The 16,338-nt window shown below is 42.1% G+C and carries 15 protein-coding genes; 8 read left to right on the top strand and 7 right to left on the bottom strand.

Annotated elements, in window-relative coordinates; all coding sequences use genetic code 11:
- Positions 1-29: 29 nt before the first annotated feature.
- Together BT142_RS01390 and BT142_RS01385 are read right to left on the bottom strand one after the other, a co-directional pair.
- The gene (locus BT142_RS01390; protein ID WP_072416409.1) at positions 30-2,315 is read right to left on the bottom strand and encodes a hypothetical protein; all 2,286 of its coding nucleotides are present in this window, start codon (positions 2,313-2,315) and stop codon (positions 30-32) included.
- 140 nt (positions 2,316-2,455) lie between these two features.
- A complete protein-coding gene (locus BT142_RS01385) occupies positions 2,456-2,662 on the bottom strand; it encodes a hypothetical protein (RefSeq protein ID WP_072416408.1) in 207 nt (68 codons plus the stop codon).
- Positions 2,663-3,061: 399 nt separating this feature from the next.
- On the opposite strand from BT142_RS01385, the gene BT142_RS01380 reads away from it, so the two are divergent.
- Entirely contained in the window at positions 3,062-3,445 is a 384-nt protein-coding gene (locus tag BT142_RS01380) for an AAA family ATPase (RefSeq protein WP_072416407.1), read from the top strand.
- A gap of 463 nt (positions 3,446-3,908) precedes the next feature.
- Here BT142_RS01380 and BT142_RS19485 read toward each other — a convergent pair whose 3' ends face one another.
- Positions 3,909-4,556 (bottom strand): NYN domain-containing protein, encoded by a 648-nt coding sequence (locus tag BT142_RS19485; protein WP_278277285.1) that lies wholly within the window; start codon positions 4,554-4,556, stop codon positions 3,909-3,911.
- Positions 4,557-4,721: 165 nt separating this feature from the next.
- Positions 4,722-5,063 carry a hypothetical protein gene (locus BT142_RS19480; RefSeq protein WP_242871889.1) on the bottom strand — a complete coding sequence of 114 codons (342 nt, stop codon included), beginning with the start codon at positions 5,061-5,063 and terminating at the stop codon, positions 4,722-4,724.
- A 226-nt stretch (positions 5,064-5,289) separates the two neighbouring features.
- Here BT142_RS19480 and BT142_RS01370 point away from each other — a divergent pair, with 226 nt between their 5' ends.
- Entirely contained in the window at positions 5,290-5,799 is a 510-nt protein-coding gene (locus BT142_RS01370) for a hypothetical protein (RefSeq protein WP_072416406.1), read from the top strand.
- A gap of 51 nt (positions 5,800-5,850) precedes the next feature.
- Here the strand turns inward: BT142_RS01370 and BT142_RS01365 are convergent, their stop codons facing one another.
- A complete protein-coding gene (locus tag BT142_RS01365) occupies positions 5,851-7,242 on the bottom strand; it encodes a relaxase/mobilization nuclease domain-containing protein (RefSeq protein ID WP_072416405.1) in 1,392 nt (463 codons plus the stop codon).
- Complete coding sequence (mobC, locus tag BT142_RS01360) at positions 7,239-7,568, bottom strand: plasmid mobilization protein (RefSeq protein WP_072416404.1); 330 nt, start codon at positions 7,566-7,568, stop codon at positions 7,239-7,241. The genes BT142_RS01365 and mobC overlap by 4 nt, the downstream gene beginning before the upstream one ends.
- A 540-nt stretch (positions 7,569-8,108) precedes the next feature.
- On the opposite strand from mobC, the gene BT142_RS01355 reads away from it, so the two are divergent.
- The 6 genes from BT142_RS01355 (at position 8,109) to BT142_RS01330 (ending at position 14,925) form a co-directional block, all read left to right on the top strand.
- Positions 8,109-8,459, top strand: a complete 351-nt coding sequence (locus BT142_RS01355; protein WP_072416403.1) for a CHC2 zinc finger domain-containing protein — start codon at positions 8,109-8,111, stop codon at positions 8,457-8,459.
- A 1,534-nt stretch (positions 8,460-9,993) separates the two neighbouring features.
- Positions 9,994-10,167 carry a transposon-encoded TnpW family protein gene (locus tag BT142_RS18380; RefSeq protein ID WP_242871890.1) on the top strand — a complete coding sequence of 58 codons (174 nt, stop codon included), beginning with the start codon at positions 9,994-9,996 and terminating at the stop codon, positions 10,165-10,167.
- Positions 10,168-10,297: 130 nt separating this feature from the next.
- Positions 10,298-11,950: a recombinase family protein gene (locus BT142_RS01345; RefSeq protein WP_072416402.1), complete on the top strand. Its 1,653-nt coding sequence runs from the start codon at positions 10,298-10,300 to the stop codon at positions 11,948-11,950.
- Between the two features lie 464 nt (positions 11,951-12,414).
- Positions 12,415-12,861, top strand: coding sequence for a hypothetical protein (locus BT142_RS18610; RefSeq protein WP_139182154.1), 447 nt, complete (start codon positions 12,415-12,417; stop codon positions 12,859-12,861).
- A gap of 586 nt (positions 12,862-13,447) precedes the next feature.
- On the top strand, positions 13,448-13,861 hold the full coding sequence (locus BT142_RS18930) for a hypothetical protein (RefSeq protein WP_072416400.1): 414 nt from the start codon (positions 13,448-13,450) through the stop codon (positions 13,859-13,861).
- An 89-nt stretch (positions 13,862-13,950) separates the two neighbouring features.
- Positions 13,951-14,925, top strand: a complete 975-nt coding sequence (locus BT142_RS01330) for a helix-turn-helix transcriptional regulator (protein WP_072416399.1) — start codon at positions 13,951-13,953, stop codon at positions 14,923-14,925.
- 11 nt (positions 14,926-14,936) lie between these two features.
- Here the strand turns inward: BT142_RS01330 and BT142_RS01325 are convergent, their stop codons facing one another.
- Positions 14,937-16,154, bottom strand: a complete 1,218-nt coding sequence (locus tag BT142_RS01325; RefSeq protein WP_072416398.1) for a leucine-rich repeat domain-containing protein — start codon at positions 16,152-16,154, stop codon at positions 14,937-14,939.
- Positions 16,155-16,338 lie beyond the last annotated feature (184 nt).

Genomic DNA, 16,338 nt, shown 5'->3' with positions numbered 1-16,338 from the left:
TTGTAGTTCGTTAGATTACAGTTTTATTGTTATTTGATAAAATTAGTAACAGAATTTATAGTATTATTCTTCGCCAGGAAGTTCTCGAATCTCTCATAGGGCGTGAGATCGGGATAAGCCTTTGCATAGCTCTTGCTATCATATAACGGTGAAGGACTTCTTCCCTCATATACGCCGTAGTCAAGGAAATGATTAAGTGTCTTTTCATAGTCTCCGCCGAATGCTGCTTTAACATCGGGGTTGTTGTCAAGGTAATACTGAAGGTCGAAATACTTCGAGAACTGTCTGCCCTCTTTTATACCGTAGTTTCTGAAATGCTCGTCGAGCTTGCTTGTGTCATGTCCGAATGCCGCCTGAAGGTCGGGATACTTCTCATAGTAGAAGTTGTAGTTATCTGCCAGTGCTGCTGCCAGTTTAATCTTTTCTCCAAACTTTTTCATTGCTTCCGCCTGTTTCTTCTCAACCTCGGCATTTGCCTCCTGAGTGGTCATTTCTGATGCATCATGGAACATGATGTAATTTGCGCCACACCAAATTTTATCTCCGCAAACCAAATCAACAAGACCCGTGTTGTTATATACACTTCTCCAATTTATGCTTTCTTTCTTACCGGTTGACAGATTTATAGCATCTATCCAGCATGTATACCGAGTCTCGGTAAAACTCCAACCATAATTTCTTTCATCATAACCGCCGCCTGTCGGAATCCACCAGCCGTAGGATGGGGACCAACTATTTCCGACATCTGTTGATTCCCAGCTGGGGTCAACATTGAATCCCATCTTATCTAAGTAATCAACTACGCTTGAATACTTTCCGGAAGCTATCTGTTTTTCAACGTGTTCAAACAGTTGTTCCATCTGTTTTGCACTAAAGCAGTTGTGGTTGTAGTAGTTGCCTATCTGTCCGGTAATACGCTTTTCAAACTCTTCTTTCGATGAGCTTTCAAGACCGTCAAGTCCGAACTGCTCGGTCTCTTTATTATCTCCGTTAATAAGCCTATAGCCCGATTCCGTCTGCAAATTCGGATTGAGCACCCTGCCGGTGGGGATATGTATAAGTCTGTTCGTGCTCAGAAGCTTATTCAGGTGAACGAAAACATTGTCATAGTTATTGGAACCAAGCTTTATCGAGCTGACCTTGGAGATAGATATACCGTTTTTGGTGAAGGCTTCGGAACCGAACAGATTCTTGGAGACAACTATCTTGGCTTTCTTGATAGTTGTACGGTCGTTCATCAGCGATTCATACTGAAGCTTGAGCTGCTTGTCGGTGATCTTTGAAGCATCAAAATCACCATAGATAAGCTGCTCCTGTGCGTCAAGGCTTGCCAACAGGATCGTGGTGTATCTTGCATAATCAAGGATCATCTTCTGAATATAAGGCGTTATAACATCAAGCACTTCACCGCTGAACTGATAGTTTGCTTTCTGTTCCTCATAAAGAGCAGTAAAGAAATCCATGTCGCTTGAATAGGATTTACCAATCATATCGTTGGTGACCGCTGTGTAAGCGTGCATGAAGCTGCCTGTTGTTGACCAAGTGTTACTGTTGCCGACAACCATTGCCAGCTTGACAAGCTTATCCTCTTCGGACAGATCGTCTTCATCCTCACTGTCCGAAATGATAGCGGCAACGTCCGCCGTAGCAACAAGAGTGTCCATATCGCTCTTGTATTTCTGTACTACAGCAGTGCGGTTCATTGCTGCGATCAGTTCCTTGGTCTGCTTGTCAAATGCCTCATCCATCTTCTCGTCCAGCTTGTCAAGCTTGTCGCTCAGATCCTTGGTGGTAATGGTCTTTTCACCCTCGATACCGAATACCGAGAAGAGCTGATCTTTGATAAGATCCTTTATCGAATCGCCAAAGGGAACGTTCTTGAGCAGCTCGGTCAGTCCCTTGTCAAGATATTCAAGACCGTATTCTCTTGCTTTATCGTATGCGAGCTTAGCTATAGGGTCGACAAAATCATAGTTACCCATCTCACCGATAACGCCGGGGTCGGCAGCCGAAGCAGTGATCGCTGTATCATTGAATATAGTTCCGCCTGTTGGGCTTGCAACCGCAGCCCCCGCGCTTGTGAACATGATCACCGATGCAAGTGCAGTCTGCAGGAAACCCCTGCCTCCGCCTACGCCATCCAGATCTTCCAGCGTAAGCTCTATGTCCTCTTCGTTCTCCGCAAAAGCGGTAAGGTCGATACCCTCAGCTTCGATCAGGACCGCAAGCTCCTCTTCGGTCTTGCAAGCCTTTACCTTCTCCTGCATCTCCGCAGAAAGTGAATCCATGAATGCCTGTACATTAAAGTTTGTCATTTTTAATTCCTCCTAATTAAATTATGTTTTTTATCAATGATCTTCCATCAATTGTTAAGCAGTGAACCCTGTTCCTTGTTCAGCTCTTCGTCGCTGACATTCTTCTTCATTTCTTCGCTCATGGTAAGTTCTTCCTTAAATTATTCTTCGATAACAATGGTAGGCGGAATGACGGGACAGCCGTTAGGGCAATAATACATCACGCCGTTACCCCGGGTCATCGGTGAGCCGCATTTCGAGCAGGTTGGTATGTGTGACGGAGGAGGTAAGATGCCTCCTGCTACTTCGTCGATCTGCTCCCTGTTCAGCTCTTCGTCGCTGACATTCTTCTTCATTTCTTCGCTCATGGTAAGTTCCTCCTTAAATTATTCTTCGATAACAAAGCCGTTATCATCAACTTCCTTTGCTCCGATCAGTCCCATAAACAGGTTGATGAGCAGCTGTACGAAAAAGTTAGGTTTCTTATCCATCGTGATTACTCCTTTCGGTCTTCGGTTGGTGTTCTTCGTTTTCCTTGACTATATCATACCACAGCCCAGAAAGAAGTACAATAGATAATCTTCTGCTCAAACGTCGTATATACTACACCGGGATACCCGAATGTAAAATAAACTACACCAGACTTCAAGATTGTGAAAAATGCATATTTTATTTACCTATAATTCATTATAACACAATTTAAACGAAAAAACACTCACCGGTTTGGTGAATAATTTGTTGATTATGTTAATAATCGTTTTCATTCTTTGTTTATTTCCTACAAACTCGTACTGATCCAAAACTTTGCTGAATATTCAGGCTTTACCGAAAATGAAGTTAAGCAGCTTTGTGATGAGAAACTGATGAATTTCCTCGAGTTCAAAAAATGGTATGACGGTTATTCCTTCGGCAGTGAAAAGTCGATATATAATCCGTTTTCCGTGATGAAGGCAATAGACAGAAAAAAAGTGCGCTCCTACTGGCGCAGAACGACAGCAGCCGAATCGCTGATAACCTATGTCAATCTCGGCGGTGATGAATTGCAGGATAAGATCGCAAGACTAATCTCGGGCGAGTCTGTTAAGGTTAAGGTCGGGAAGAAAACAAAGCAAGTCCCTGTTATAAGATACAAAAATGATGCAGATAATTGATAGAGAAAGCAAAATCCACGCAAATCGCTTGTGATCTGCGTGGCTTTTATCATTCCAGCAATTCCTTCGTGAGCCTTGCCCCATACTTAATACCGTACAAGATGGCAGCGTGAAACATGGCATTTGTCACGGCATTGACGAGCGAGTCCATTTCATGCGATTTCTCAGGTGGCAGCTCATTTTCAATGAAGCAGTGCAATCATTCTTCTGCACTGGTGTATTTTTCATCGACCAACAGAGTACGGTCAAAGTCCAAGCGTATGTGTTCCACCATATCTTTCAAAATGTCCATAGGTTGACCTCCTTGTAATGGCTATATTATAAGTATAAAGCAGTACAGGCTGAAAGTCCAGTCTTTTAGATAATGTCTGGATATGCGCCGCAAAAAAGACTTCCGCAAGCGATTCCCCCATAACATAGCGCACAAAACAGAACAGGGAGCGTAACTTCACTCCCTGTTTTATCATTTCTGTATCTCGATCACAAATTTCCCCTCAACGATTTTCAGTTTCAAGGTCTTGACATACCGATTACAGAAATTCTCCATTTCCTTTTTCGTTGCTGTTACCCTTGATTCTTCATATAGTTTATGGGTAAGATCCAATGGGTTCTCACCTATGAGCGTTGGCAGGTGCTTTTCAAGCTCCGCAAAGAGTACCGCACGTTTCATATCCTCGGTGCCGGCGGAACAAAAATCGTCTATCGAACAGTAGTATATGCCGTGTTGCGTAAGGGCGTTCTTTATCGCTGAACCGCACTTTTCGTACTCATACATCACAAGGAAAGTTGCATCGGGCAGGCTCTCGATCAAACCCCAATAGTCCGAATCGCTCGATACGATGATAAACGAAGTCACTCCGTTCCGATAGAAGTCAGTGACCACGCTTGCGGTCATTCTTACGTCTACAAGCGACTTCCTGTCGGTCACTCGGTCAATCTCAATATGCTCAACAGGTATCTGCGTGAATTTCGACAGCCAGTCCCAGCCTGTTGTAGTGTTCGGATCATCATAGAGCGTGATTTTTTCGATCCTGGCAAGTTCTTCTTGATTTAAGCCTTTCAGAACACTGTACAGTTTGAATGGGTTGGAATTTTCACAGTCAACAGCAATTGCGGTCTTGGCTGAACTGTCGATAAAATTATAAATATTGTTTCTGGTATCGTCATCGGCATCACGGTATTTCGTGTAGTCGGAAAAAATATCGCCGTGCTGCTCATAAACTAATTTTAGAAATTTTCTGTCGGTGTAAATTATGATTCCCCGATCTTCCGGTGTTCAATGTATAAACATTTGAAACGGGTAATGTTCTATGTTCGCCATATACTTTGCAAACTCGTCCCGAAGCACCTGCGGGCGCTGGTACTTTGGTATGTAGAACATATCTCGGATATAATCCCAGTTCACCCAATCGTAAAACAGGTGTGAGCACTTATCAATATTTTCGTTTATAAGCTTTGTGAGATCAGACATATATTTTTCGGAACGGTAATTCGCCTGAATTATCGTAAAGCCCCATTTTTCAAGTTGTTTTATGTTGTCGTGATCGTACCATTCCAGGTTGTGCAGGTTTTTCAGATCGTAGCGCATAGCGGTGTCGGTTTTCTTGAATTTCTGCATCAGAGTGGTGCGCAGCTTGCATAAATACCGAATTACGGTAGCGCTTTGATCGGCGTACAGTTCGTCGAGAAGCTCCTTGCATTCGGCAAAATGAGGTTCAATGAAGATATGATGAAAAGAAACGCAGGGCTTGACTTTTTCGGCATTGTCTGATATAATCTGAATGTGGGTTAGCTGCGTATAACTATTTGCGTGGTTTTGCATAACATGGAAAGGGGGGCTAAAAATGCTGCTAAGTTTTGTATACGGATTGGTCGGAATTGTTCTTCTCACAGCATTCTGCGTAATAGGGGCATTTCTCGCTCCGCAGGAAGCATATTGGTTCATGACACCCTATGCCAAAAATATTCTTGAAGAATCGGGTATCGACAGAAAGTTCACCCACAAAAGCGCTGTCCGTCTGACGGTGCTTATAGTTATAACCGGCGGTCTTTTTGTGTGGACTATCATAACAGTCGGAAGGCAGGGCGTGACCTCAGGAATGAACTTTTGGCAACTAAGTCTGCGCTTTCTGATCTTATTTTGGATGGTGTCGATTTTTGATGCCGTCGTACTGGACTGGTGTTTGTTCACCAAAACAAAGCTGTTCGGTATTTGGCTTAGAGCGCAGACCGGAAAAGAACCCAAAGTATGGAGCGTAGACCCTCAATGGGACGGGAAAGAGATACACAAACTTCTGCTGGAGATAGCAGCTTCGGCACTTCTGACGTGGTTTTTTATGAAGGTCATGAAATAATAAGTATGATAATATCGGGGACGGTTCGGCAGCTGTCCCCATTTTTGTTTGTCATCGTTTCTTACGCTTTTTCCTCGCTTCCTGCTCCTTACGCTGACGTTCTTCCTCAACGAGTTCTGCGACATAATCACGTTTCGACAACCGATCATAAGTCTCCAAAATATCTCGGTACACATCATACCACTGCTTGCAGCCTTCAAGTTTTTTCTTGAGGGCTGCTATTTTTCTGCCTGAAATCGCGGCACGTTCTCGGAGGGTATCAACATCTGACATCGTTAGCAGACCGTTATTTTGCATAGCCAGCCTGCAAACAGACATCTTGCTTTGCTCCGCGGCTGACAGCTCGGGCTTCTTCGCAAGCGAGTAATAAGTTTCCGACTGTTCCAGCAGGCTCATCATTTTATTGTACTCCATGATGTGCTGATTTATCTCAGCCTTATATTTTTCAGACAGAGTTTTCTGCTCCTTAGCCTTGTACTCCAGATCACTGAGCGAATGAATATTTTCCTTGTTCATGACGGACATCTGTGCTGACAGCTTGTAAACATCAAGGTCGTTATCGGCTGAGTATGGCAATTCACTGTTTTGCTTTCTCGGCACTTTTCTGTGCTGGTCTGCAAGCATACGAACATCTCCGATTACAGATGCATAGGCTGCCCTCAATTCTGCGTCGCTGTCATGCGAAGGTGCAGTACCCTCACCCACTTCACGATACTGTATGCGTGTGACAAGGCTTTCTTCGGTGTACTCCTCTCCAAGCGTTTTAGTTCTGACAAAGTGTATCTGCCCCGGTGCTTTAACGGAGATATACTTTCCACGCTTCATCTCATAGCCCAGCACTTCAAGATCCTGCAACAGTTCATCAAGCGAATTGACAGTAGGTATCAGCTTGTCGATTTCCTCTCTGATCTGCTGTTTCCACGATGTATCATTCTTTTTATGCTTCCATTCGTTATACTGCATAGACCGCCCCTTACCCTCAAAGTTAAGTGCAGGAGTAATGCCTAATGCCCTACATACCCCGTTTGCGTGTTCACGAACGTAACGCAAAGTTGCACGGTTGTCGTTATACTTGCGCCCGGAAATTGAGTAAGAATTGAGGATGATATGACAATGTGTGTGCGAAGTGTTGGTGTGCGTAGCGATGACCGCCTGTGCATCGTCACCGAAAGTATTTCTCACAAAAGCCATAGCTACCTTCTGAGCGTATTCGGGCGTAACATTTTCCGAGTCGGCAAAACTCATGATGTAGTGAATTGCCTTGACCGGAGTTTTTCCCTCTTTATTGATAGGTTCATCATAGCTGCGGCGTGCGTAATACTCGTAGATCATCTTCATCTGCAAATATGCGTCCTGTGCGTCCGTCGTACAATTTATGGAGGTCGCAAGTACCATGTCCTCGGTTTTTTCGGGGTTTAGTATGTAGGCTATGCTTTTGTTCACCGTTCCGTGAATGGATTTTGACTTAACGTATGGAATAACTGTGACACCTCTTCTTTCAATTTTTCTACGTCCCCTGCGTAGATGTTGTTCGTTTCATTTGCCTTTTTAGCGATCTGGTTGATATTGTTGGAAATTATTCTCATGCCGTTCAGGAGGGGGACTATCTTTTCCATATCGTAGACCTTCATCTCGCCGTGAACGGCTATGTACCTTATATACGTTCCTGTTTTCGTGTGACAGACGGCAGCCCTGCGTTCTACCTCCGCCCATTCTTCAAGTGAAAAGTCTATCTCCTTGCGGTGTACCTGCTTATATATTCTTGCCATAATTCATGACTCCTTTCATTTCAATGAAAATATTTGTTGCTTCCCGATAGGGGGCAAGGGTTAAGGGTGACGGGTTCCCTTAACAGCCAAATTGCAGGGGGTACGCCTGCGATTTGGAAGAAAGAGCCAAAGAATACGGCTCTTTCTGTACTTGCTGGATGTATGCGCTTAAAAAATATATGGATCACGAAAATCCATTTTTTCAGCATATATATCGTACCCCTGCACATATTTCCTCGCTGCGTATGCAGCCGGACTTTTTTACCCCTTTCATAAGTTAGGGGTTGGCAGACAGGATCTTTTACGTCACCCACAACAAAATCGTGAAAATAACCACACTATCCAAATCTGCACCGACCTGCATTTGTGCAATCATACGAAATTTTCAAGAACTCGCCTTTCAGACCTCAAAAAAACGGCTTCCCGACCCCTAACTTATGAGAGGGGCAGATACGCCGGTGATATTTTATCGCTGAAAAGTTACCGGGCTTTGCCTGTTTTATCTGCCCCTATCAAATACAGAATGTTAAGGGAGCTGATATGAGACAAAATATTTTTCAGGACATAAAGGATAGGGTCGATCTGAAAGATCTTGTTAGATACTACGGTCTTGATGTTGACCGGGGCGGATTTGCCTGCTGCCCACTTCACAATGAACGCAACTCTTCCTTTAAAGTCTATGAAGATCATTGCCACTGTTTCGGGTGCGGTGCACACGGAGACCACACAGACTTCATTGAGAAACTCTATGGGGTATCGAACATTGAAGCCGCAAAAAAGATCAGTCACAACTTCGGGGTATGGTTGATTGTTACGGAGCTTGCCACTCCGGTCAACTCATACCTAAAGGAAATGAACGATATATACCGCTGGCTCAAAAATATGGGGTAAATGATTTCGGTGTATATCGACGTTCTGATTCTTTTAGAGAAAATATATCCCCCCGATGTTCTATCAACATTTTATATGAGCGATATATTAAGAGTATCCGTAATTGCGGATATGTCAACAATTATCTCAATTAGCAGCTCTACGGTATATTTGAACATAAATGTGTGATCTATGAAATGGGTGGGGGCAATAATTTGCAATAAAAATCCGACTGGATATATTGGACACTATCAGCCGGAGAACCTGTAAAAAATGATTATGAAAATGGAGGACTTTGAAATGTTTAGATTTATTATCGGAATGATGATCGGCGAGACTATCGGCTTTTTCACGGCTGTACTGCTTACTGTCGTAAAGAGGGGTGACGAAATGTGAGTTTTCATAACAAGGTAAGCGAAATGTTAATGTATATCTTTTACATTTTCGTTGCCGACAATCATAATTGACTGCTTCTGACAAATGAGCATAAAAAGCTGAACTGAACAAAATGCTGCTCGGATATTTTGACGCAAAAAAATATATCGTTTATCGTGGGTGATGATAAAATAAACGCCGACCATCTCATGTAGATATATTTGCACCGAATATTTTTTCAGACAGTTTTTTATAACGATTATATATCAACCGCCACTTGTTTGTGAAGAAAAAATGATATAAATATATCGAGGGATAATTTAAATGTGATATATTATATGAAACTGTCTAATGAGAGCATATCTATATCTGCCGAGAAATAGGGAAGGATTTACATGGTGAAGAGCAATAGAGCAACCGAAAAAGTGTCGCAGGATAATATAAGGGGAGATATATCAATCACCAAAAATGTTACACGAAATAAGCATACCTAACGGATAATGATATATTATAAAAGGAACTTGAAATCCACATGGGTATCTCGGAATAGCCGACATATATCTGCATAAATTCGGTGATGGACGTGCTTCGGCAGCTTCTGTCCGAGGGCGAGGAAGTGAGGGTCGGCAGCTTTGGACGCTGTACGGTCGTTAATGATCTTTCGGGGGGATAAGACTGTTATATCGTGTTCTGCAAAGTCGCTAAAGCAGGTGCTCAATGTGGGTGAAGACATATTCTTAATGACAATGTGGTATAGGGCAAGGTTATCAAGAGTAAAAAAGATATTTATATTTTAATGGGATATGCCCATATTATGATGAAATATGATATTAACCTATACATATCTGTTTCAAAAAATAAGAATATATAATATGACAGCCCTCATATTAATTGATATTGCTTTTGCCTATGAATTATCATATTTCATTTCCAATGTAGTATATAGGGCAGGTTGATTGTTACAAAATATAAATTTCAAGAGAAATTAAATGCAGGTAGATACTACAAAACAGTTTCCGAATGATATACCTATCACGAAAAAGTAATCAAAAAAATACCGTCTTGTTGCGTCTGTCATACAAATATACACATCTGCAAAATTACACAGCCCTTTATATAAAGTTTGATTTAAAATTATAGTAGGGTATATTAATTTTTTAGAGAAATCGGAGGAATGATATTGAACAAAAGTATGGAACCAAAAGTGAATAATAACGAGGGGGATACGTTTGTGTCCGAGTATAAAATCGGTCACACCACCTATACAGTTGAGCTTCATTTCAACTTTGACCGTGACGAAACTCTTGATGATGTTATCAGGCGACTGATGTTGAAGGACTCTGGTGCAGCATAAAAAGATAACTGGATATTTCAACGGTCAGCGGATCATTTACACGATTATTGCTTTAAAGTGATGAATTATTCATTTTTATGTGATATGATGTATTTATGATCCGCTGTACTTGTCGGAAAGAGAGGAAATTATGACAGACAAGATAACAGCACTATATTGCAGGCTCAGTAACGATGATGATGGACTTAGCTGCGCACGTCAACAGGGTGAGAGCAACAGTATCACCAACCAGAAAAATATTCTCATGGATTATGCTAAGAAGAACGGTTTCCGCAACATTGAAATATATGTTGACGACGGCTGGAGCGGTACGAACTTCAACAGACCCGACTTTCAGCGATTGGTCAGGGATATGCAGGACGGGAAGATCGGGACAGTCATTACCAAAGACCTCAGCAGGCTGGGGCGAGTTTATTTAATGACGGGTCAGTATATCGAAATGATTTTCCCGGAATTTAATGTGAGATATATTGCGGTCAATGATAATGTCGATACGCTTAAAGCCGACAATGAGATGATGGTATTCCGAAACGTCTTTAATGATTTTTACGCCCGTGATTGCAGCAAAAAAATCAAGGCGGTGTTCAAAGCGAAAGGAATGTCCGGTAAGCCGCTTTCATCAAAGCCACCCTACGGTTACAAAAAATCCGAGCAGGATAAAAACGTGTGGGAGATCGACGAAGAAGCCGCAACAGTGGTACGCCGCATATTTAAGATGTGTATCGAGGGCTGCGGTCCCGTCGAAATCGCAAGGCGACTTACAGCCGAAAGCATTCTGATACCCTCGGAACATCTCGCTAAAATGAGCGGAAAAGCGAACAATAATTGCTCCGAATATACTTACATTTGGCGTGAGCAGACTATCGTTAGTATTCTGAAAAAGCAAGAATATCTCGGACACACTGTGAATTTCAAGTGCAGAAGAAAGTCCTACAAGCAAAAAAAGGTCATTTACAATCCGAAAGAAGAATGGGTTATTTTCGAGAATACCCACCCTGCGATTATTTCTCAAAACGATTTTGATCTTGTGCAACAGCTTCGTCAGCGCAGGAAAAAGCCTCAACGCTGTAAAGAGATCAATGCTTTTTCAGGAATGGTCTTCTGTGCCGACTGCGGCAAGCCAATGTACCTGCACAGGTCGAGTACAAAGAAAAAAGAGCAGGAACACATGAAATGCAGTACATATTCCAAGGGGTTCAATGAATGCTCGGCACATTTTATTCGCACCTGCGTCCTGAAAGAACTGCTGCTGAACGAGATCAATAAAATGCTTGAATACATTCACGGAAACAAGGATAAATACGTTGAAATGCTTACCAAGCAGACAGGCGATAACCATACCGAAGAAGTCAAGCAAGCCAAAAAGACTATAGCCAAGTCCGAGAAGCGTATAGCCGAGCTTGACAAGCTGTTCACAAGACTTTATGAGGATAACGTTTCTGGCAAGATCAGTGACGAACGTTTTGAGATGATGTCCAAAAGCTATGAATCCGAGCAGAAAGAACTGAAAGCAAGTGTTACCGAATTACAGAAATTGGTTGAAACCAAAGAGCAGGAGAACAGCGACATCAACCGCTTCATGGAGATAGTAAGCCGATATGAACATCTCACGGATATTACCCCCGAACAGATGCACGAGCTTGTTGAGCGTATCGAAGTCCACGCACCAGACAAGTCGAGTGGTCATCGCACACAACAGATCGACATTTATTTCAGATTCGGAATCGCTTGTGCTTCGGCAACATTTGACGGAAAAAAACGTAAAAAGAAAAAGGCTGCGTAGAGCGTGTCTGCGCAACCTTTAAATTATAACTCAAAACTTCTTTGCGTCTAATGCGCTATACATGATTTTCATTTTTTTGGAACGTTGGCTGGGGTTGATTTACTCCAGCCAACTACAAAATGCATTATTTCAGTTATTAAAAATATGATATCAATAATAATATAAACTAAAACAAAGATTCTCACTATAGATTTTTAACATAGAATAATCAGAATGAAAATATAAAAAAATAAATAGGTGATTAATTTGGGATATGTTGCAACTAATTATTTGCCCCATGATATTTCTAAGAAATTGATAATCGAATTTATAAAAGAACTAGGATATCGTGGAAAGGGTAATGAATATTATTTCATTAAAGATGAAGATTACAAATCCTTTATGGTGTACACCTTCAGATTTCAAGTGAAGAAGAAAACATTTTAATATATTCTAGTACTCCAATATATTGCAATTTCTATGATTTGGAATTTCTAAATACTACTATAAGGAAAATAAAAAAACACTTTGGCGGATATTTTATTTCAGATAATGGAAGAAATAGATATTATGAAAACAAACCTGATAACTCTACTCCTTCTGAACGCGGGTGCTATTCAGCTCATGAACGACTTTCAAATCGGTTTAACGAATTATTGTTTTTGTTATGTAAAGTAAATCAAGAGCATGATTACGATGAGTTAATTGAATCTTTTGGAATTCCAAGTAGTTCAACTCTTTTATCTAATCTTTCAACTACATATCTAAGTTCTATAATTGAAAACTATTTTAGGGAATTTTACATTGCATTGATTAAGTATTCTGACAAAAAAGAGAAAATAATTACAAGTGCAAATTTCAATAAAAATGACCTCTTTGAAGTCGCGGAAGGAAAACTTACAATTGAAGGGGCAGTTGCATTATCTAAATAAGGAAAATTGACCATTATTTTAGAGAAATCAACACCAAAATAGACATTAAAGGTGTATTATCAATTCCATACCATAGACGAAAGGAGACTTTATTTCAAACGATAGATAGGGTACTAGAAAAACGACATTCATTAGTCCATAGATTGGAATTAGATATTTGTTATAAAACAGATAACATAAAATCAGATATAAATAGTATACAGGTTGCTTTAGATAGAATATACGAACATTTGTGTTCAGTTTATCAATGGAATAATTATCAGTTACATCTGTACACACATAATGATTGTTTAAAGAGGTGATTTTATGGAATGATATTTTAATTTGTTTCTCCGTATCCGTCATATCCATGAAAAGAATGTGTAGTTATACAAAAATTGAATATCTAATATGCTATAATAGACGTAACGAAGCTGAGAAAGGAGCTGAATCGTTATGGTCACCTACATTACAGCACCAACATACTGTTGAGATCAGATGTGAAAATGTTAAAAAAGCGACTTGCTGCGATGCCGGTTCGTATGATCTAGTGTCTTACTGCACGATATGCGGCAGAAAAATATCCTGCCGCACTATTAATACTCCAGTGAAAGCTCATGTATATGGTAATCCAACGGTCGATGACGATGTTGATTCTTATTTATGGGTCGATTCTGAAAAGCATCTTGTTATTAAATGCGAGGTCTGCGGCGGTTACTTGTTTCCCGGAGATAATACAGAATCAGCGAAATTGTGTTATGAAAGTTTCGGAAAAATACCCTTCTTTGATACTCGCGGAATTATCCCCTGGAAAGGGTCTGAGAGTATGCAAGATGATGAAGATACATACGATCAAAGTTCTGAGATCGAGAAATTATTGATGAAATCAAACCTGTATGAGGGAATGGAATACAACAGAATAATAAAATTGCCTATATACCATCAAATGAGAAAGATCGGATATGATTACAGTAAACGCTATAAAAGCTTTGTTTTCGTGGGATTAGTACGGGAGAATTGAAAATGAAGCTGTCTCAGTATTGCTTTCGACGGGATTTTATGATATAATAATATCGTAGTTGTTATTTCTTTTTTTGTCGGGAGGTAGCTATGGATCGCGAGCGGATAATACATATACTGAATTACCTCACCCGAGAAACGGACGAGGAGCATGGCGTAACGATCAGCAATATCAGAGATCACCTTGCGAACAGCGCAGGAATGTATGATGTGTCAGCACTTACCGTCCGACGTGATATAGAACGGCTTGAAACTGCGGGCTATCAGATAACTAAAACTATCGGTGCTCACAACACCGCATACTATCATATGACAGGCAAAAGCTTTACGATAGGTGAACTGCGTTTTCTCGTTGATTCTGTTTCCATCAACAAGTATCTCTCTGCAAAGCAGAAGCAGGAGCTTATCAAAAAGTTTGAAAGTATGTGCTCCGAAACGGAGATAAGACAGCTCATTAGCCGAATCGAGCTGAACGAGGCGGGAAGAGTGTCTCGTGACCTTCTAGGAAACCTTGATAAGATACACAAGCTGATCTCCGAAAAACGCAGGATCAATTTCAGCTACGGTAAATTCGACACACACCAGCAGGTGACATACTACGACAAACGCCGGAATATGCTGCCTGTCAAGGTGATCTATATGAATGAGAGGTTCTATCTTCGATGCTTTAACGAGGAAACAGAGCAGTTCCGCACCTACCGCATCGACCGCATGAAGAACATCAAGGGCGGCGAGGTCAGCAGCGTTAAGCACCCAGCGGAAGAAAAACCGCAGGGCTTTGTAGTCGATGTTTTCCCTCCTGAACGTTTTGAGACTGTTACTTTCAAGATAAAGCGCTATCTTCTTGATGAAATGATAGAGCAGCTAGGGGACACCGTCAGCTCCCGGGAGGATTTTGATGATCCCGAATACGCGATAGTCCGCGCAAGCTGCGGAATAAACAGGCAATTCTATCTGTGGGTGATGCGCTATGGAGATGGATTGGAAATAGTCTCGCCGAAGGATATCAGGAAGGGTTTCGCTGAGGAGTTGAAAAAGGTTTCGGACAAGTATATAGATATATAAATTATGGATAACTAGTCGGTCTTGTTCTTCCGCTTCCCGGCGATCATTTCAAGAGCCGTAAGGCTTGCAGCAGTCGCAAATGCAAGCGCTCCGAGGGGGGCTCCGGCTCCGGTCTCGGGGTTGTCAGAGGGCACCGAGGTATCGCCGTCTGTCAGCCTGATCTTGTTCTTCTTTGCATACTTCTTGCCCGCACCGGGGTGGCAGTAAAGAACGAAGTCTTCGCTGAGAAAATAACGATCTTCGCAATCGTATGTTTCTGTTACATATCCCAGCGCGTATTCTCCGATGTTTTTGATAGAAGAGGGCAGGGTCACGCTCCTGAGGGAAGTGCAGTCACAGAACGCCTCTTCACCAATATCGGTCACACTTTCGGGAATATTCACGTTTTTCAGATTTTGGGAATTTTTAAAAGCATAAGAATCTATTCTTGTCACACCGTCGGGGATATCTATGCTTGTCAGAGCCGAGCCCGAAAAAGAACTGCTGCCGATGTTCTTCACGCTGTCGGGGATAGTTATGCTTGTCTTTCCTGCAGGACAAAGTATCAAAGCCGTAATATCCTTGCTGTATATCACGCCGTCAACGGAGCAGTACGTTGTATTGCTTTTGTCTACCTTTATATCGGTCAGGTTTGAACACCCATGAAAAGCGTCAACAGCAAGGTTGTTCACACCTTTTCCGATAGTTACGCTTTTCAGGCTGTCGCAGCCCGCGAATGCTTCATTTTCGATAGTCGTCACACTGTCGGAGACAGTCACGCTTTCCAGACTGCGGCAGTCCATGAACATTTCGGTGCTTATAGTCTTCACACTATCGGGGAGAGTTACGCTTTTCAGGCTGCTGCACCCTTTGAATGCCTCCCAGCCGAAATCTGTCACACTATCGGGGATAGTCACGTTTTTCAGGCTTCCGCAATACCTGAACGCCTCCCAGCCGATAGAAGTCACGGTGTCGGGGATAGTCACGCTTGTCAGGTCTGAGCCTTCAAATGCAAATTCGCCGATAGCCGTGACCTTCTTTCCGTCGATCTCCGAAGGTATGACAACATCTCCGCCCTTGCCTTTATATTCTGTTATGGTAACGGTATCGCCATCGACCGAGTATTCAAAATCCTCATAAGCCGCTGCACTCGCCGCGATAGCCGTACCGAGTGTTCCGGCGGGAAGAGTGCCAAGCCCTCCCGCTGCGAGTAAGATTGCTGTCGTGCAGCATACGATCTGTTTTTTCATGATGTTTATTCCTTTCTTTCGACGGGCTATGCCGCTGTTATTCTTTTAGGAATAGATAATTAATCCCGAAACTAACCGCAAAAGTCAGCTTCGGGATCAATTATTTCATATCAAACGTGTCCTCAACAATTCGGTCGTAAGTTGGTCGTAAAAACCGCCTTAGCGACCTCGAACCCTACGCTAT

The sequence above is a fragment of the Ruminococcus sp. YE71 genome (assembly GCF_900119155.1).
Lineage (GTDB): Bacteria > Bacillota > Clostridia > Oscillospirales > Ruminococcaceae > YE71.
This window is presented reverse-complemented; position numbering and strand designations above follow the sequence as displayed.

Excerpts from the sequence above, each read along its gene's own strand:
- BT142_RS01390 (WP_072416409.1), bottom strand. The coding sequence starts at position 2,315 with ATGACAAACTTTAATGTACAGGCATTCATGGATTCACTTTCTGCGGAG.
- BT142_RS01385 (WP_072416408.1), bottom strand. The coding sequence starts at position 2,662 with ATGAGCGAAGAAATGAAGAAGAATGTCAGCGACGAAGAGCTGAACAGG.
- BT142_RS19480 (WP_242871889.1), bottom strand. The coding sequence starts at position 5,063 with ATGCAGAAATTCAAGAAAACCGACACCGCTATGCGCTACGATCTGAAA.
- BT142_RS01370 (WP_072416406.1), top strand. The coding sequence starts at position 5,290 with ATGCTGCTAAGTTTTGTATACGGATTGGTCGGAATTGTTCTTCTCACA.
- mobC (WP_072416404.1), bottom strand. The coding sequence starts at position 7,568 with ATGGCAAGAATATATAAGCAGGTACACCGCAAGGAGATAGACTTTTCA.
- BT142_RS01355 (WP_072416403.1), top strand. The coding sequence starts at position 8,109 with ATGAGACAAAATATTTTTCAGGACATAAAGGATAGGGTCGATCTGAAA.
- BT142_RS01345 (WP_072416402.1), top strand. The coding sequence starts at position 10,298 with ATGACAGACAAGATAACAGCACTATATTGCAGGCTCAGTAACGATGAT.
- BT142_RS01330 (WP_072416399.1), top strand. The coding sequence starts at position 13,951 with ATGGATCGCGAGCGGATAATACATATACTGAATTACCTCACCCGAGAA.
- BT142_RS01325 (WP_072416398.1), bottom strand. The coding sequence starts at position 16,154 with ATGAAAAAACAGATCGTATGCTGCACGACAGCAATCTTACTCGCAGCG.